General features: G+C 36.7%; 20 protein-coding genes. 7 read left to right on the forward strand and 13 right to left on the reverse strand.

What is annotated here, in order from left to right:
• Positions 1-35: 35 nt before the first annotated feature.
• Positions 36-863, forward strand: a complete 828-nt coding sequence (locus GJV51_02525; protein ID QGM24924.1) for a LysR family transcriptional regulator — start codon at positions 36-38, stop codon at positions 861-863.
• Here the strand turns inward: GJV51_02525 and GJV51_02530 are convergent.
• From GJV51_02530 to rpmH, 7 genes are all read right to left on the reverse strand, one after another.
• Positions 858-1,427: a xanthine phosphoribosyltransferase gene (locus tag GJV51_02530; protein QGM24925.1), complete on the reverse strand. Its 570-nt coding sequence runs from the start codon at positions 1,425-1,427 to the stop codon at positions 858-860. The genes GJV51_02525 and GJV51_02530 overlap by 6 nt on opposite strands.
• Positions 1,428-1,561: 134 nt before the next feature.
• Positions 1,562-2,485 carry a magnesium transporter CorA family protein gene (locus tag GJV51_02535; GenBank protein QGM24926.1) on the reverse strand — a complete coding sequence of 308 codons (924 nt, stop codon included), beginning with the start codon at positions 2,483-2,485 and terminating at the stop codon, positions 1,562-1,564.
• The gene (locus tag GJV51_02540) at positions 2,482-2,946 is read right to left on the reverse strand and encodes a GNAT family N-acetyltransferase (protein QGM24927.1); all 465 of its coding nucleotides are present in this window, start codon (positions 2,944-2,946) and stop codon (positions 2,482-2,484) included. Before GJV51_02540 ends, GJV51_02535 begins: the two co-directional genes overlap by 4 nt.
• The gene (lepB, locus tag GJV51_02545) at positions 2,915-3,520 is read right to left on the reverse strand and encodes a signal peptidase I (protein ID QGM24928.1); all 606 of its coding nucleotides are present in this window, start codon (positions 3,518-3,520) and stop codon (positions 2,915-2,917) included. The genes GJV51_02540 and lepB overlap by 32 nt, the downstream gene beginning before the upstream one ends.
• A 113-nt stretch (positions 3,521-3,633) precedes the next feature.
• Positions 3,634-4,470: a membrane protein insertase YidC gene (gene yidC, locus GJV51_02550; GenBank protein ID QGM24929.1), complete on the reverse strand. Its 837-nt coding sequence runs from the start codon at positions 4,468-4,470 to the stop codon at positions 3,634-3,636.
• Positions 4,467-4,817, reverse strand: coding sequence for a ribonuclease P protein component (gene rnpA, locus GJV51_02555; GenBank protein ID QGM24930.1), 351 nt, complete (start codon positions 4,815-4,817; stop codon positions 4,467-4,469). The genes yidC and rnpA overlap by 4 nt, the downstream gene beginning before the upstream one ends.
• 138 nt (positions 4,818-4,955) lie before the next feature.
• Positions 4,956-5,090 (reverse strand): 50S ribosomal protein L34, encoded by a 135-nt coding sequence (gene rpmH, locus GJV51_02560; protein ID QGM24931.1) that lies wholly within the window; start codon positions 5,088-5,090, stop codon positions 4,956-4,958.
• A gap of 268 nt (positions 5,091-5,358) precedes the next feature.
• Between rpmH and GJV51_02565 the strand changes: the two genes are divergently transcribed.
• Complete coding sequence (locus GJV51_02565) at positions 5,359-6,033, forward strand: cyclic nucleotide-binding domain-containing protein (protein QGM24932.1); 675 nt, start codon at positions 5,359-5,361, stop codon at positions 6,031-6,033.
• Between the two features lie 79 nt (positions 6,034-6,112).
• Positions 6,113-7,468, forward strand: coding sequence for a SidA/IucD/PvdA family monooxygenase (locus tag GJV51_02570; GenBank protein ID QGM24933.1), 1,356 nt, complete (start codon positions 6,113-6,115; stop codon positions 7,466-7,468).
• 147 nt (positions 7,469-7,615) lie between these two features.
• On the opposite strand, the gene GJV51_02575 is transcribed toward GJV51_02570, so the two are convergent.
• The 6 genes from GJV51_02575 to GJV51_02600 all read right to left on the reverse strand — a co-directional run bounded on the left by GJV51_02575 (position 7,616) and on the right by GJV51_02600 (position 13,522).
• Positions 7,616-7,834, reverse strand: coding sequence for a hypothetical protein (locus GJV51_02575; protein ID QGM26098.1), 219 nt, complete (start codon positions 7,832-7,834; stop codon positions 7,616-7,618).
• 141 nt (positions 7,835-7,975) lie between these two features.
• Positions 7,976-8,839, reverse strand: coding sequence for an NAD-binding protein (locus tag GJV51_02580; GenBank protein QGM24934.1), 864 nt, complete (start codon positions 8,837-8,839; stop codon positions 7,976-7,978).
• Positions 8,840-8,886: 47 nt separating this feature from the next.
• Positions 8,887-9,696 (reverse strand): HAD-IIB family hydrolase, encoded by an 810-nt coding sequence (locus GJV51_02585; protein ID QGM24935.1) that lies wholly within the window; start codon positions 9,694-9,696, stop codon positions 8,887-8,889.
• A 106-nt stretch (positions 9,697-9,802) separates the two neighbouring features.
• On the reverse strand, positions 9,803-11,653 hold the full coding sequence (locus tag GJV51_02590) for an FAD-dependent oxidoreductase (protein QGM24936.1): 1,851 nt from the start codon (positions 11,651-11,653) through the stop codon (positions 9,803-9,805).
• A 180-nt stretch (positions 11,654-11,833) separates the two neighbouring features.
• Positions 11,834-12,775: an AEC family transporter gene (locus GJV51_02595; protein ID QGM24937.1), complete on the reverse strand. Its 942-nt coding sequence runs from the start codon at positions 12,773-12,775 to the stop codon at positions 11,834-11,836.
• A 120-nt stretch (positions 12,776-12,895) separates the two neighbouring features.
• A complete protein-coding gene (locus tag GJV51_02600) occupies positions 12,896-13,522 on the reverse strand; it encodes a carbonic anhydrase family protein (GenBank protein ID QGM24938.1) in 627 nt (208 codons plus the stop codon).
• Between the two features lie 623 nt (positions 13,523-14,145).
• Between GJV51_02600 and dnaA the strand changes: the two genes are divergently transcribed.
• The 4 genes from dnaA (at position 14,146) to recF (ending at position 18,586) form a co-directional block, all read left to right on the forward strand.
• Positions 14,146-15,492, forward strand: coding sequence for a chromosomal replication initiator protein DnaA (gene dnaA, locus GJV51_02605; protein QGM24939.1), 1,347 nt, complete (start codon positions 14,146-14,148; stop codon positions 15,490-15,492).
• A gap of 212 nt (positions 15,493-15,704) precedes the next feature.
• Positions 15,705-16,841, forward strand: coding sequence for a DNA polymerase III subunit beta (gene dnaN, locus GJV51_02610; GenBank protein ID QGM24940.1), 1,137 nt, complete (start codon positions 15,705-15,707; stop codon positions 16,839-16,841).
• Positions 16,842-17,033: 192 nt separating this feature from the next.
• The gene (yaaA, locus tag GJV51_02615) at positions 17,034-17,480 is read left to right on the forward strand and encodes a S4 domain-containing protein YaaA (protein QGM24941.1); all 447 of its coding nucleotides are present in this window, start codon (positions 17,034-17,036) and stop codon (positions 17,478-17,480) included.
• Positions 17,462-18,586: a DNA replication/repair protein RecF gene (recF, locus tag GJV51_02620; protein QGM24942.1), complete on the forward strand. Its 1,125-nt coding sequence runs from the start codon at positions 17,462-17,464 to the stop codon at positions 18,584-18,586. The genes yaaA and recF overlap by 19 nt, the downstream gene beginning before the upstream one ends.
• Positions 18,587-18,606: the final 20 nt, after the last annotated feature.

The raw sequence follows: 18,606 nt of genomic DNA on the forward strand, positions 1-18,606 counted from the left end.
AATATATTCAATTAATTTTTTTAATAGGAAGTCTTATGTTTAAACAAATTCAATCTTTTATCGCAGTTTATGAAACACGTTCTTTTTCAAAGGCGGCTGAGCAATTATTTATTTCTCAACCTACCGTCAGTGTGCATATTAAACAGTTAGAGTTACAATTAAACATTCAGTTATTTGAACGAAACGGGCGTACTGAATTAGTACCGACTACAAATGCTAGAAAATTTTACCAACATGCTCTCCATCTACTTGATGACTGGCAAAATGCAACAGACAGCTTAGATTTAGATGAAGAACGGCCACGTACTACAGTGAAAATAGGTGCATCGCAAACCTCAGCAACCGTACTACTACCCAAGATTTTTGCACAAATAAAAAAAGATGAATTTAACACCATTGATTTCAAAATTGAAATGCACAATTCTGAAGAAATTCTAGCCGGTGTTTTAAATCATCAATTTGATTTTGGTATAATTGAAAAACCTATCACACATGATTTTATTATTCGTGATGCAATATCCAGTGATCAACTTGTGTTAGCAGGTGATCTGGACAGCGCAGTTTGGTTGGTTCGAGAAAAAGGTTCTGGTGTATACCATTACACACAACAATACTTTAAGCAGCATAACATTTTACCAGACCATTTCTTGACTATCGCAAATAATGACATTATTGTAAAAATGCTGGCGCAAAATATTGGCAAATCTATTGTTAGTATTCAAGCTTTACCAGAATCAGTTCCTTATAAGAAACTGGATAACGCATTCAAACGTCATTTTTATATTATTCATCATGAGCATAATAATCAGAACATCATAAAAAATGAGATTGCACGTTTTATTCAAATTGGCAGAAGTTTATAAGAAAATAACTTCATTATTATCAAAACCTTGAATTCTTGCCAAGCTTTCAACGCGTACCCCGCGCTCATCTAGAATTTGACGACCTTTTTGAAAAGTCTTTTCTATGACAATCCCAACCCCCACAACATTAACATCTGCATCATTGGCTATCTTAAGTAACCCCTCGACAGCTTGTCCATTAGCTAAAAAGTCATCAATTATTAAGATATTTTCAGCGGCATTTAAGAAGCGATGATCAATCATGATATGATTCGTCGTTTGCTTTGTAAATGAATATACATCTGCAGTCCAAACATTGTCTGGCAATGTTAAAGATTTATTTTTTCGCGCGAATACAACTGGCACATGGAGTGCTAAACCTGCAAAAACTGCTGGAGCTATTCCAGATGATTCTATCGTTACAATCTTATCAATTTTTTCATCGGAAAATTTTTTTGCAAATTCTGCACCCATGGCTTGCATAAGTTCTGGATCAACTTGATGATTTAAAAAAGAGTCTACTTTCAATACATCTTTGCCCAAAACACGACCATCTTTTTTAATTCTTTGCTCTAATATTTTCATCATTCATATCCTTTATCGTTTACTGACATTATTAATAACTATTAACTTTTTAAATGAAGACATTGTTTAGAAAAAAATAAACAATTATCTCAATATCAAATTTAAATTGACTGTTATTACCCGTTTCCACAAGATTATTTTCGAAAAAAACCAGAAATCAGCATTAAAATACTAACCAACGCCATTAGTATAAGGGTAATAACAATGGTTACCCACCAACCACTTTGTGCATCTGCAAATGGTAACCACTTCACATTTTCACCGTAAAACCCGCTGACAATGGTGGGGACTGTCAAAACAATTGAGTATACGGTTAATACCTTCATCGTCCAATTCAAATCACGGTTACTGAGATTGCCCATCGCGTCACTGACTGAATTAATCACCTCTAGTGCCAAATTAGCCATTCGCTTAGCTTGTTCAACTTCAACCCTGACATCATCAATATGCTCTAATTCAAACTCTTTCAAGACGGTTTTAAAATCCGTTCGAAAACTGTCTAGCATCACATGATTATTAGCTAATGAATTTTGAATATAAATCATTTGCGTTTTTAAATATAATAATTCGTTCATCTGGCGTGTCGTTTGTTTTTGTTGACCAAATTGTGCTTGAATAACACGGCGCTTTTTATTAATTTCTGTTATTTCGTCAACATACTTTATCATCAAAGAATATAACCCTGTCATGATAAAATCAAATGCGCTAATTTCACCTTCTTGTGCTCGTACTTGTTGATTTTTCGGATCTAATAGGATCGGTTTGATATACTCCGTAGGCCCATGCGTAAATGTATAGACATCATTATGAGCAAACAAAATACCGATTGGTCTTGTTTCTACATTGTTGTCTTGATGTACAATCACATCAACAACCATCAAAGTTTCGTCCGCATGCCAATCGTATTCCATACGCACACTTTCATTATGATCAACAGCATATCTTATCATTTCATCGGTTAAATGATGCTCTTTGACTAATTTTTCATGTTCTTCAACTGTCAAATTTGAAACATGATACCATGTAAATTTTTTTACGTGCTTAACTATCTCAATCATTTTTTGCTGTCCCTATAAGTCAGATTTTGTGGTTTTGATAATACTGATTTTCCAACAACTAAAAATCCTTCTCGTTCGTAAAAACGTTGTGCAGCAACATTGGCTGTAACCACTTTTAATTCTAACGCTTGCATTACTTGATTACGTGCCCAGTCAAGTAACTTTGCGCCAATACCACAACCATTCCAGCCTTCTTTAATAAATAATAAATGTAAAAAACTATCATGCTCGGATATGGATGCAAATCCTACAACTTCTTGATTAATAATAGCCACCTCAACCATCTCACCATGAGAATCTCTAGCAAAATCCTCTAACTTAGGATGCTTAATCCAAGAAAAGTTATGCTGTCGCGTACCTAAATAAATACGCGCAAGTGCCTCTGAATCGGTAGGCTGCATTGCGCGTAATACTAGATTTTTCGTTGATTTAATTTGCAAAGAATTTTTTGGACTGGTCATTAATATTCTCTTTTGATTGCTTATCTGAATTCCAGAATGGCACATAGATTTTACCAAGTACATGCTTTTTTTCAACGTAACCAAACATACGACTGTCATTTGAAACCGATCGGTGATCGCCGAGTACAAAGTATGAATTCTTTGGTACCATTGTTGTATTACGATCTTTCTTTTGCCAAAAATCTCGAGATGATAATGTTTTTAACGTCCAATCACCCCAAGTACCCCCTGATTGTTGCTCTGATCCAATGTAATCCTGATTAACTTTTCTACCGTTAACATATAGATTTGCACCTTTATGTGATACTGTATCACCACCCACAGCAATCACCCGTTTTACGTAATCTTTGTGACCAGATTTAATTTGTGGATCCTCATTGGTTGCATCAAAAACTATGACATCCCCACGCTTCACAGTAGATATTTTACTCTCAACTACTAATTCACCGTTGTCTAAATTGGGGTTCATTGATGGTCCGTCAACCGTCACCAAAGTAAACAAAAAAGTGCGAATAATCAAAGCAATGAAAAGACCAATGGCAATGGGTATTACCCAGTTTTTTATAAAGTTCATATCCTATCTGCCCCTCTAACATTAAATAATATTATATCAGTTTTTAAAAAATATTTATACAAAAAAAGCTGTAAACAGTGTTATAACAACATTGTTTACAGCTAATAATATTTCTACCGCTTACGGCGTTTTGCTTTTCTGATTTTACGTTGCTTTTCTTTTTCAAGTTGCGCTGCTGCTTCACGTTCACGTTTTATTTTGAAAGGATTTTGCAAGAAAAATGTCTGTACCGTCTGGAAAGCATTTCCCACAACCCAGTATAGTGACAAGGCACTTGGAACGGCTAGAGCGGAGAAAAAGATAATTACAGGAAAAATGTATGGCATGGCCTTAGTCATACCATTTTGGTCAGGATTCGATTGCATTGAAAGCCATGATGATGCAAACGTAAACAATGCGGCTAATACCGGTAAAATGAAGTACGGATCATTACTGCCCAATTGTAGCCAGAGAAACTTTCCCGATTTTAGAACAGGTGAATTCCAAATTGATTGGTACAGTGCAATTAAAATAGGCATTTGTACAATTAAAGGTAGCATTGAAGCAAATGGATTTACTCCGGCATCTTTATAAAGTGCTTGTTGCTCTGCCATCATTAACTGGCGGCTTTCAGTATCTTTACCTGGATACTTCGCCTGTAGTTCTTTTAATGCCGGCTGAACTACTTGCATTTTCATCATCGATTGGACTTGATACACCATTAATGGCAGAATCAGGAAGCGAATGAAAATGGTAAACAAGATAATACCCATACCATAATTATTGCCAAACCAACTTGAAGCACCCAAAATAGCTCTTGTGAACACCGCGACAATTGCACTCCAGAAACTATGCGATGTCACATGCCCATCATATGACAACCCGGATACAATGATTAAGACCAAAGCTACCCCCGCCATAATCAAAGGTAATGGTCCAATTCTTTTCAAAATATTCTCAAATCGCTTCATTCGTTCTCTTCTTTCAATATCTTAGCCAATTTTAACACATGAATCATTTGGTTTTTCAAAAATTTTTGACTTCTATGTGCTGCAGCAGGGCGTGCAATGACTAATAAATCCAACTCTTGAGGTAATTCAGATTTTAATTCTAACAAGCTTTGACGGATACGACGTTTAACCCAAACCCGCTCATGTGCTTTACCTACTTTTTTACTAACCGAAAGCCCAACACGAAAATGTTTTTGCTCTGGTTTATCCATTTGATAAACAATAAAATACTTATTAGCTACAGAACGGTGTTTATTAAAAACATGTTGAAATTCTTCTGGTTTTTTTATGCGGAATGTTTTTCTCATGAAATTACTCCCTATTTATGTACGTAGCCGTATCAACATGCCTAAATGGTTACTAAAACGATTATCTTCACGATAAAAAAATGTATTATTTTTTCTTCATGTACTAAATAAAAAAGCCACTGCATAGCAGCGACCTTGTTAGGCAGATAGAACCTTGCGGCCCTTTGCACGACGGCGAGCCAAAACTTTACGACCGTTGCTCGTGCTCATACGTTTACGGAATCCGTGTACGCGTTCACGATGACGCTTTTTTGGTTGGTATGTACGCTTCATGTGTGTTCACCTCCATTCACGATTTTTACCTGCAAAAACTTTGCAATTCGAGTTTAATTGTATCATGAAAACAATTGCAATACAAGCATACTAGATTTTTTCAAATACTTAATTATTATACGCTCTTTGATGCGGTAACAGCAACAGAATCTTTATCTCAGCATTGACAATCAAACCTTTGTTACAATAAGCTTTGAAATAACGTATAATATGTTATTTTTTACCCCTATTTGCTCAAATATTATCAAGATAATCTAAGGACACTCCTATGCGTAAACTAATACATCCTAACCACAATTGTATTTCTGCAACCGTTCTGTTTAGTCAACTGCCACAAGATGAACTAGACATGATCAGTGAACAAATCAATTACATTGAATACGCGCCTGGGGAAACCGTTTTCAATGTAGAGGATGATTCAGATCGATTACTATTAGTACATCAAGGCAAACTAAAGATCAGCCAAACTGCCAGCAATGGAAAAGAACAAACACTTTATTTCTTAAATGATGGTGACATTGATGGTGAAGAATCTCTAATTACAGGTTCACGCCACGCAGTAACGTGTGTCGCTGTAATCAAATCTCGCATTTGCGAGATTCGCAGAACTGATTTTCTAAATTTAACAAAACGACAACCAACCATTGGTCTATCATTAGCTATGTCTATTGCTGTAAAGATGCAGAAACTACAGACACAACAGGCTAATCTTTTAACAGGATCTGTTGAAGACAGATTATTAAAATTTTTAAAGGATATTGCAGAGGAATCAAATAGTTTGAGTTTCGAACTGCCTATGTCAAAAAAAGAGCTAGCAGCTTATCTCGGAACCATTCCTGCTACCTTAAGCCGAAACCTTACAAAACTTGAAGAAAAAAGAATTATCAGCAATAGTTCTAAAGGTAAAATCGTGTTAAATATCACAAAAATTGATAATCCTTGACTTAGGTCAATTACTTATGTGATTGTTTGAGCTTATAATTGATGTACAGATTACCCTTACTAATCGGAGGACATACATCATGAAAATAGGTATAATTGGCGCTACACATGCTGGCGTATATGCAGCTAAGCAAATAAAATCAGATTATCCTGAGGCAGAAGTAACTGTATTTGAAAAAAACACTACAGTTTCATTTTTGTCATGTGGCATCGCTTTGTGGATTGGTGATCATGTTTCTGATCCTAAAAAAATGTTCTACGAAACTCCTGAATCAATGCGCGATCAAGGGATTACCATGCTGATGGCGCACCAAGTTAATAAAGCTGATTTAAAAGCTAAAACATTAACAATAACCAATTTAGATACAGAAGAAGTTACAACACAACAATTTGATAAAATTGTCATCACAACCGGTTCAAAGCCTGTTATTCCAAATATTCCCGGAATTGACAGCAATCGTGTGTATTTCTGTAAGTCTTGGGATGACGCTATCCGTATCAAAAGTGTTGCCAAAGATCTTAAGCGTGTGGCGGTCATTGGTGCCGGTTACATTGGTGCTGAATTAGCCGAGCAATTATCTGTTACTGGAAAAGAAGTGACACTAATTGATGGTGCTGACCGCGTATTGGCAAAAAACTTTGGCCCAGCTTTTACTGAACGCATTCAAAAAGAGTACGAAAAGAACAATGTTGATGTGGTGCTCAATCAGTTTGTATCTAAATTCGAAAATACACCTAATGGTATTAAAATAACTACACCAAATGGCTCATATGAAGCCGATATTGCAATACTAGGCATTGGCTTCTTACCAAACACTGATTTATTTACTGGTCAACTTGAAACACTTCCAAATGGCGCAATACTTGTAAATGATTATATGCAAACTAGTGAAGACAATGTCTACGCTGCTGGGGATGCTAGTACCGTCTTTTTCAATCCAACCCAAGCAATTGATTACATCCCCTTGGCTACCAACGCTATTCGCCAAGGTATATTAGTCGGTAAAAACATTATTGAACCAACAACTCGTTATCTTGGAACACAAGCTACTTCCGCAGTAGAATTATATGAACAAGCCATGGTTGCTACCGGGTTAAATAGTGCGACTGCTAAAGAAAAAGGGCTTGATGTCATTGAAACAGTTATCGAAAGTGATTATCGTCCCGATTTTATGTTAAGTACAACTTCTGTTCTTAGTTCATTAACTTGGGAAAAAGATACTGGTCGAATTGTTGGTGGTTCATTTATGTCTCAACATGATGTATCACAATCTGCCAATCTTGTTTCCATAGCTATTCAAAAACAAATGACAATTGATGAATTAGCAATGTCTGACTTTTTCTTCCAACCCAACTTTAGTCAACCAATTAACTACATTCCTGAGGTTGCTCTAGCCGCTGTCGCTGAGAAACAGGCTCTGACATTAGCTTATTGATGAATTTATTGCATTAATGGATACAAATAAAACACGACTTGCTATAGCAAGTCGTGTTTTATTTTTGTAGCGTGTTTTTTATATTTAAATTATTAGTCCTTATCATTTCAGATTATAAAGAATTCCAAAGAACCATTCATTACGATGTCATTTTTTCAGCAATATTCTGCCATCTTTTGACAAATGTTGGGTGAGGGATAGCTTTTGAAGTTCATTAGTCACACTGACTATTTCCCTGTACTCTGATGCTTTTGGATTATTCAACCTCTTAATTGCATCAAAAATTAATTTTTCTTCCATATAATTTAAATTGGGGTGTTTTTCTAAAAATTTTAATAAATATTTACGTTTGTCCGTTTTGAACATCATTTTCTTTTTACTTTTTACGTCCGTCAATTTTTTACTAAATTAACATACAAGATAACTAAAAATAGTCTAGTGAAAATGATTCGAATCAACCTCACCGGACTAATTTGTTTATTTTATTCAGCTCAAACCATACAACGATTATTCAAATGAGGTCCAAAGTTTTACAATTGCTTGCACACCTTCATCCCCATGTTCTTGACTCAAACGCTCAAAGAGTTGTTCAGCAAGTTGAGTATTGGGTAAGTCTATTCCCATTTCCTTGGCTGAGTCTAAGGCTATTCGTAGGTCTTTTAATAAGTACTTAACATAAAATCCGGGTGCATAATCTCCTTGGAAAATACGAGGTATATAGTTATCGACCGACCAAGATCCCGCAGCGCCTTTGCGCCAAACATTGTAAGCACTCTCTAAATTGAGACCAGCTGCTTTTGCGTAAACTAAGGATTCTGCCATTGTAACCACTGTTGCTGCAACACCGATATTGTTGCTCATCTTCATGTGTTGTCCCTTACCAGCAGAACCAGCAAAAACAATTTGCTGTCCAATAACGCCTAATACAGGTTTAATTTCATCAAGAACCTGTTGCTCACCACCAACCATAATTGCTAATGTACCGTTCTTAGCGCCAATATCCCCGCCTGAAACTGGTGCATCTAATACTTTAAATCCCAAATCAGCACCGGTTTGCGCTAATTGTTCAGCCAAAAGTGGTGTTGAGGTTGTCATATCAACCAAAATTGACCCTTCGTTAGCACCAGCAAAAACACCATTCTCACTCGTCCACACTTCTTCAACATCTTTTGGATATCCAACCATTGTAAAAGTAATATCCGAGTGCTGAGCAACTTTAGCCGGTGTGTCGCGCCAGATAGCACCATTGTTGAGTACTTCATTTGCTTGGCTATGGGTACGATTAAAAACAGATACCTCGTAACCCGCTTGCAACAAATTATTAATTATTCCTGTGCCCATTACGCCAGTACCAATAAATCCGATATTCATACTTCATTCTCCTTAATTTAAAAGCCATGTGTGTTGCTTTTAAATAACTATTTTGTAGCAATCAGTTGCTGAATAGTCTTTAAAACTCCACTATGATTATTATCTGACAATGCGACATTAAATGGACCGATGACGTCAGCATCCGGCATTTTATATGGTAGCCCAACTGCGTTTAACATTTCCAAATCATTACCACCATCACCAAAAGCAACAGCACGAGACAAGTCAAGTGCATAACTTTCAGCCAACATTTTTAATCCTTCAGCTTTATTGACATGGGCAGGAACAATATCAATAGCCCCAGTACCTGTTTCCGTAATATGCACATCATCACCAAAGAATGCAAGAGCATCCTCGTAAAACCTTTTTTCGTCAAAGTTGGTCCAACTCATAGTAACTTTGTAAATTGGTTCGTTAATTTCACGCACGTCCCCGAAACTTTTAACGTACTTAAAGTATTTAAAATAACGCTTGTTATTTGCCGTGTCCAGGCTCAATGGCAAATAAGCAGTCTCATCTGTTGAAAAAACCAAACCACGGTCTGGACGCATACTATAGCTATTCAGGAATCGTTGAATTTTATGTAAAGTTTCCGGTGAAAGAACTTTCGAAAACAACACGGTACCATCGCTCTTTACCACACGAGCCCCATTATTGGTCACAAAATTCAATGGTTCATTAAGAAAATCCTTAAACAAGATATTAATACGTTCTTGATGAACACCCGTCGTTATTGCAAATTGAATATGCTTCTTATTTAGTTCATGCAGTACATTACGAAACAACGCGCGATCAAACTTTTTATCGTCTGTCAAAAACGTACCATCTAAATCCGTTGCTATCAGCTGAATGGTCACTGTTAGAAAGTTCCTTTACCTATCTACTAATCTATATGCTTTTCATTCTACCTTGATAAACGAGGTATAGCAAATCTATCTTTTGTTTCACGTGAAACAATCAATCTTATGCCAAAATTTGCTGTGCAATCCATGCCCCTTCACGCAAAACAACCGTATTAACACCCGGCCGTGGAATAACTGTCCCAAACCACTTTTTGCCTTCGAGAGGAATACCGTAAATATATAAGTTAGGCATTCGCTCTCCTTTGGCATTAACAACCTCAAAGGTACGACGATCCGCATTAGCTGAACCCAATTTATAGGTGGATCCATCACTACGTGTCCAAATAGCAGTTGTCAAAATACCCTTCTCCCGCAAACTAGCAATCAATGGGTTTGTCGATAAATCAATATTTATCACACCAATACGTGCTTCAACTAATGCATTCCCGTGTACTTCATTTCCCCGATCATCACGAGCAATAAAGTTACCTGATTCAGTGGTAACCTGCATGTTAGTAGCCATCACTTCTACAATTCCAGCCTTAATCAAGGCACGTAACTGTTCAACACGTTTCAAAGGTGGTCCAACAGATAACATAGCGTCTAACGGTCTGAATTTGCTCAAAAATATTTCATACTCATCTGCAGAGAAATAATCATGCTCAACTACAAAACGAATCCGATCGCGTAAATCACGTAGAATGTCGAAGGTTCCCGCAAAAGGCGCTATTTTATTGCCTAGGCGAGCATCTTGAATATCTTTTTCTAAGTAGTCTAATAACCACTCCGTGTAATCAGCACGCTTAGGTAAATACTTTGCTGGTTGTCGTATAACCTCAATATCGAAAGGCGGTTCGTCAATCAAACCAAATGATTCTGCTGTTACATTTAAATCAGCACTCATTAATAACGCCTGCTTCAGCTCCTGTGCCTGATCGTATGTCAAATTACTGGTTGGACTGTCGATTCTATTCAGTAAGTGTTTATAAGTCATTTCTTTAACGAGCAACTTTTCAAAATCATCGTATTTGATTTGTCCATGCCCGGCTGCGCGCAAAGCTTCTAAGGCAGGCAGTGTGAAAAAGATTGGCTCATAAACTTCGCTTGTCTTTTTTTCATTGATACCCCGAGCATGGAACGGCACACCACTACGAGACCCTGCAATAATATGCGGTTCCCGGCCAGATGCATGATAAGTTAAATCACCATCTGTTTCACGTTCAAAGTACCCCCCTTTTCCAATTGACAGTCCCGCCATATAATCGAAAAAGCTTAATCCAAGACCACGAATAATGACTTTATCTTCTTGTGAAAATATAGAAAGATTGGCCTCTGATGGATGCATAGGTGGTAAATACTTTAGGTTGTTTTCGTCTGCAAATGACTTAAATTTAGCTTCCTCGTTCGTTAAAACATTATTTGAGTGCCCTAAGGCCATTACGACTTGATTAGCTAAAATTTGGGAACCATCTGCCAAAACTACTTGATAATTTGCACCGATTTGGGTAAAGTTTACTACACTTTGCTGTGTAAAGGTTAAAGTTTGCTTACTGCGGACTCTTTTTTTCAGCCATTCAAAATACCAAGCCGCGTAAATGCCCATCATGCCCCTCGTAGCAAAATCACTAGGTGATGTTAACTGTTGTATTTCGGCTCTATAGGCATCATCAAACTCCGAATGGTTCTCCAAAAAAGTATGTGCGTCTTCTTTTAACCACTGAAACAACGTCGGTCCATGTAGTGGCTTACCGCTATGTTCAATTGAATCATCAGTAAATAACGTAATTTGATCAATCACTGTATTCATTAGAAACAGTTTATTTTGTGGTATAAATGGATCCCAGACCCGTCCACCAATGACGTAAGGGTCAAATATTTGAACATCGAGTTGAACATTGTCATCCACTAAATTAATCAATCGCTCAGCTACCGCTAAACCACGCGGACCGGCCCCAATGATTGCTACCTGCATTATTTATCTTCTCCAGAACGTCTAAATTTATTAAACGCTTTTATATTATTATTAACTTCCCATTATTATAGTTGTTTATAAAAATATTTTCAAAACGCGCAATAAATATCATAAGATACCTTAAGACACAAAAACGACAGCCATCAGGCTGACGTTATTCGTATATTCATTCACTTGCGACTAGTTATTTATTAATGTCATCAGAATTGGAACCACTATCAAACTAAGAATAGTTGATTCAGTCACCATGATTGCTGCATAATCAGCATCCGCACCATATAAACTAGCCACTACTGGCGCATTTGTCATAACTGGCATCGCTGACTGTAAGATGAATACTTGTTTCATTAGATGCGGCACATCAGCCTTCCATAAAAGGAAAAACATGACAATTGGTGCTAAAATAAAACGACCAAATAATATACCTAAGCTATATTTATTGAACTCCATATTTCTTAAGCCGGCACGCTGCACGGCGATACCAATAAAGAACATTGATAACGGTACCGTTAAGTTACCGATGTATTGTAAATCAGAGACTACAAACGTTGGTAGTTTAACATCTGTCCAAACAAAGATGATGCCTAAGATAAAACCAAGCAACGGTGGTGAAAAAACCTTTGACAGCGTTGCCCTGATATCAAATTTCCAGGCCCCTTCCCCATCACGCTGGATGAGATAAGTGCCCAATGTCCAGAAGAAAGTCGTGTTGACCATATAATAAACTAGCACATACGGTAAACTTTTAACACCAAACAAAGCCATATTTATTGGTAAGCCGACAAATACAGTATTTGAATTGAAAAACATGGATTGAAAAAGGCCACGGCGATTTTTTCGAATACCTAAAACTCGTGCAAATCCAACCGAAATTGCAAATAAAACTAACATCGAAATGATTGGAAATTTGATTTCAGGTAATAAACGTACCAGTTCGCCTTTGGTGAAATCATGCGTTATTGTATTCACCATGTACATTGGCAACGCCACCTGTGTCACGATACGTGCAATAATCTGTCCACTTTTGTCTGTGAACCACCTTGCACTTGCTAATCCATAACCAATGGCAACCATTACTAGAATTACCAAGACGCCCTGTATACTCTGTAAAAATACACTCAAAACACTGCCCCATTTATGTGAGAAATTTTAAAATTATTCACATAACATCATATCATTTACGAGTTTTGTTTGCATCATCTACATAGAAATATACATAAATGTGATAATGTCCTAACGTGTTCAATTATTTTTTTCAGAAAAAAAGTCGATTTTTCGCCCGTTTAAGTCTTGTACTTCGCGATAATTATTTGGATAATCAGCATGTAAAAATGCTTTATCTTGCTTCGATATTTTTATTGTTGATGTTAAAACTACCCAGTTAATATTTTTCCCTAATGGCGGCGTTGTCAACGACCCCATATAGCGATAATAACTATGGTTGTCGGGAATTAATTTCATTAACCCTTCTGCGTTAACATTTTCATCATAAATATTTTCCACATCAATACCGTTATCAGTATTTGTTGTTTCTCCAAAGACTGCCAACACTAACGTTTGATTGTCTCGTTGGAAAACAAAGTGAATCTCAGCATCGTATCTCTTACCGTCTACGAGATGTTCTGCCCCATCATGAAAATGAAATCTTTCCAATTCCCAAACTGTCCCATCAACACGCAATTTACCGCGAACTAAAAACTGTTCTCCTATAATTCGATCGTCAGAATGAACTCGATCCTCAAAATGAACAACCAACTGACTGTTTTCTTGTTGTTGAATACTTTTCAACGGAATGTCAATCGGTGATTGATAAATCGTGTCATCGGCCTTTCGCCAATTCTCTTGTTCTCTATAATCTAAGTGCTCCATTTAGATACCTCTTAAGTTCCCTACTATCATATTCATATCTATATATAGTAAAGCAACAACAAAGAAAGTTCCCAAAATATGCTCATAGTGTACCATCATATGCTAGCTTGTTTTATTTTTAGAAAATAATTCTTAATATATGTTGGTTTATTTTCCTAATAAACAAAGTTCTTAAGAAATTCTTTAACATTCACAGTGTTATAAAAACTTATCCTCTTCCTGTTTATTCACAGTGTTTTTCAGCTTTTTACTCACATGCCCTTTCACAAGTTATCCACATATCCACAAGTTGTGAACTCATGCCTGTGGATAATGTTTATAAATAACCTCAATTATTGTCCTTTCGCTCTTTTGCGTGTGTATAACAATGTTCATTTGTGGATAACCCACACATTTGTTCGTCTTAATATCAACAACCTCACTTTTCCATTGTCCACAACTGTTGATATTCTCTAAAGTTGTCGTTTGCCTGTGGAAAACTATTTTTCTTATTGTTATAATTATCTTTGCTACTTCTTCTATGATTAGAAAAGTTGTCGGTTCAATCCACAATCTTCGTTAAATACTATCAATGCAAGATCGTCATTTTATTATGACTTGAACCATATTTAGGAGAGATAATCGTGACAAAACCAATAACCAAAGAAGAATTATGGTCAAAAGTGCAAGCCGAATTTTTTACCAAGCTCGGTCGTGTTACTTTTTCCACCTATATAGAACCGCTAAAACCGCTGACACTAGGGGATACTAGTTTAACATTATCGGTCCCAAGTGATATGGCACAAGATATCATTGATCAATGGGATAGTGAATATTCCATGGATTTTGTACAATTTGCTATGTCGATTGCTGATGGTTTTATTAAACCTGACTTGCAGGTAGCAGAAGCAAAGCCTACCACCATACCAACTTTTTCAGATAATTTATCATTTACGCGCGAATCTGACTTAAATCCAGATTTTACTTTTGAAAAATTTGTTATCGGTTCAGGCAACGAAAATGCCTATGCTGTCGCACGTGCCGTTGCTGACGAACCAGGACAAGTATACAATCCTTATTTAATTTATGGCGGAGTCGGCCTTGGAAAAACACATTTGATGCAAGCTATCGGTAACGCTTATGCTGTGTCAACGCCAAGCGCACATATTAAGTACGCTACAGCTGAAGATTTTTTGAACGATTTTACTGAATCTTTACGCGCAGGAGATGGCGCTACAGCAGCTTTCAAGCAAGAATATCGATCTGTTGACCTTTTACTTGTTGATGATATTCAATTCTGGTCTGGAAAAGAAAAAGTTCAAGAAGAATTTTTCAATACATTTAATGTTTTGACAAAAAATGGTAAGCAGATTGTCATGACTTCAGACAAATTACCAACAGAAATCGTTGATTTGCAAACACGATTAACATCACGTTTTGAAGCCGGTATTATGATGGATATTCAAAAGCCTGATTTACCAACAAGAGTAGCTATTCTACAAAATTTATCTGAATCTGATGGCTTAAATATTCCTAATGATGTATTAGAACTAATTGCCGAAAAAATTGATTCTAATGTGCGTAGCTTAGAAGGGGCATTCCATAAGTTTGAAGCCAGTTTGCGATATATGAATAAGCCGGCTACAAAAGAAACTGCGCAACAAATATTAGGTGATTTAAATATTAACCAAGGTTTCAAGATCACTGTTGAACGTATTCAACAAGTTGTGGCAGATTATTACATGCAAACTATCGATGATCTTAAAAGTTCAAGTCGCAAAAAAGATCTTGTCACTGCACGACATGTTGCTATGTATCTCACACGAACGCTGACAAATGAAAGTTTACCTGATATTGGTCGTTCATTTGGTGGACGTGATCATTCTTCAGTCCTACATGCTACAACCAAAATAACTGAAAAATCAGAGAGTGATCCACGTACAAAAGAAATGTTAGATGCCCTAACGGATGAAATTAAACATGGAAAATAACGCAAACCATTACTCACGAAAATATATGTTTATAACATTGTACAAATAGGGTAGTTACCAACAAGGTTGTGAACAACTGCTTTTAAACGTTCTTTTAGCCACAGGGTACTTTTCCACAACATCAACACCCCTTATTATTACTATTACATATTTTTTATATCATTATTAATATCACTATCACTTATTTGCTTATTTTAAAAAGGAGCAACATTATGCAATTTACAATTAACCGTTCGGCCTTTATTAAAGCGCTCAATGATGTATCACGTGCTATCTCATCACGAACAACGATTCCAATTTTGACGAATATCAAATTAGTATTAAACGACGAAGAATTAGTCCTTACTGGTTCAAATGCAGATCTTTCTATTGAAACAACAGTGCCACAATCAGATACGAGTGCCCAATTAATTATTACAACTCCTGGTGGCATTACCTTACCTGCAACTTTCTTTATTAATATCGTTAAACGTCTTCCTAGTGATACAATGACACTCAATGTCGAAGGCTTACGAGCTACTATTACATCAGGAGCTTCATCGTTTACGATTAATGGACAAGACGTACAAAACTACCCACAATTACCAGAAATGGATGATGTGCAAAGCTTGAGCGTTTCTGCGGCACAACTTGTCGATATTATTTCACAAACTAAAATTTCAGCTTCTACACAAGAAAGTCGTCCAATTTTAACTGGGATACATCTACAACTAACAGGAAGTAGCGTGAAGGCAGTTACAACTGATTCTCATCGTTTGTCCCAGCGTATCGTTCAATTAACAGGAACTGACGCCAACGATATTGATGCAAATGTTATTATTCCAGCAAAATCATTTAATGAATTACAAGCATTACTCGAGGGACAAGATCGTGTAGAAATCAAATTTTCTACAAATCAAGCAGTGTTTGATTTAGGACATACGACATTTTATTCACGTTTACTAGAAGGTAATTATCCTGAAACAGATCGTTTGATTCCTACGGAGAGTACGACACAAATCACGATTGAGGCAGTTTCCTTACTGGGTGCAATTGATCGAGCAAGCTTACTGAGTCACGAAAGTCGCAATAACGTTGTTCAACTATCATTAAAATCAGGGCGCGCAGTATTGACCGGTACATCTCAAGAAGTTGGACAGGTAACCGAAGAGTTGAATGCCAATAGTATTGAAGGGGAAGACTTAGATATCTCTTTCAATCCGGATTACGTTCGTGATGCTTTGCGTATTTTTAATGGCAAGCGTGTAGATGTTAAATTTACAAGTAATTTACGTCCGTTTACTGTGACGCCTGAAGGAGAAACGGACAATAAGCAATTACAACTTATAACACCAGTACGCACATTTTAAATTGAAAAATATGTTATTTGTTCAAATACTTGAAAATAAACCCGTTTAAACAAAAATAAACAAAACACACTGACGAGGCCTAGAATTGCTTATATACAATTTTAGGCCTCGTTTTTGAGCTTTTAGGGTTAAAAAATGGTATAATACTATGGTAACTACCGTGACCATTAACTCATAAAGAGAAAGCGATATATGACAACCAGCGTACGTATCACAACTGAATACATTACTTTGACACAATTATTAAAAGAAGAGAACATTATTTCATCAGGCGGCCAAGCCAAATACTACTTAATGGATTTTCCGGTGTTACTCAACGGAGAAACAGAAAATCGCCGTGGTAAAAAGTTATACGATCATGATGAGATTGTTATTGATGGCGAAACATACATGATTGAATTAGCAGAGAACGCTGAAGAATTGATAGCAGAAGCTGAGATTCAAAAAGCTGAACGTGCTATGAACGCTAAAAAAACTGTCCGTGATGATCGTATTAAGGCACAAAAGGCAGCTGTAGCGAAAGCTCGTAAGGAAGCTAGATTTGCTGAACTACGCAAAAAGAATCGTACTCGTGCTGGTGGCTTTGGTCGTTCGACAAATAAACCTAAAGGACCTGGTTCGTGGAACTCGAATCGTTAAAACTTGATCATTATCGTAATTATTCAGATTTAGCGCTGGAATTTAGCTCGGGTGTGAATGTTTTTCTTGGTGAAAATGCGCAAGGAAAAACAAACTTATTAGAAAGTATTTATGTATTGGCACTGGCAAGGTCACATAGAACCAGCAGTGACAAAGATTTGGTTCAATGGCAAGCAAAAGAAGCAACCATTAGTGGCCGGGTTAAACGCTCCGTTAGTGAAATTCCGCTGTCACTTCATTTTTCTAATAAGGGTAAAAAAGCACGAGTTAATCATCTTGAACAATCAAAGCTGTCGCATTATATTGGACAACTCAATGTCATTTTATTTGCACCAGAAGATCTTGAACTTGTTAAAGGGGCACCTAGTGTACGCCGTCGGTTTATTGACATGGAGTTTGGACAAATGAATCCCTTGTATCTGTATAACACGACACAGTATAAGCGGATTTTAAAAGAAAGAAATGCCTATCTTAAGCGTTTGCAACTCAAACAAACAACGGACACAGTATTCTTGGATGTATTGAGCGAACAATTGGTTGATGTAGGGTCACAAATTTTAGTTGCACGTCAAGAATTTTTAAATAAATTAGAATTAGCTGCGCAACCAATTCATGCGGAAATATCTGATCAGCGTGAAGCCTTGAAATTACGTTACATGAGTTCAGTTGATTTTACGACAGATGCTAGTCTTGAAGAGGTAAAAGCGGTATTTTCTGATGTATTGTCACGTCAGCGCTCACGTGAAATTATGCAAGGATCGACAATGGTTGGTCCGCATCGCGACGAATTACAATTTGATGTTAATGGAAATAATGTGGCTGTTTTTGGCTCACAAGGGCAGCAGCGCACAACGGCGTTAGCTATTAAGTTAGCTGAAATTGATTTAATGCAACAAGAAACTGGTGAGTATCCAGTATTACTTCTCGATGATGTACTTAGTGAACTTGATGCCAGTCGGCAAACACATTTGTTACTGGCAATTCAAGATAAGGTGCAAACATTTATTACTGCGCCAACACTCAGCGATATTGCACGGCAGCTCATCCGAAAACCACGTATGTTTCATGTGAACCAAGGCATGGTTATACTCGAAAACGACACGTAGGTTAAATTAATTCATTGGTT

It is taken from the genome of Leuconostoc mesenteroides subsp. mesenteroides (assembly GCA_009676745.1).
GTDB lineage: Bacteria > Bacillota > Bacilli > Lactobacillales > Lactobacillaceae > Leuconostoc > Leuconostoc koreense.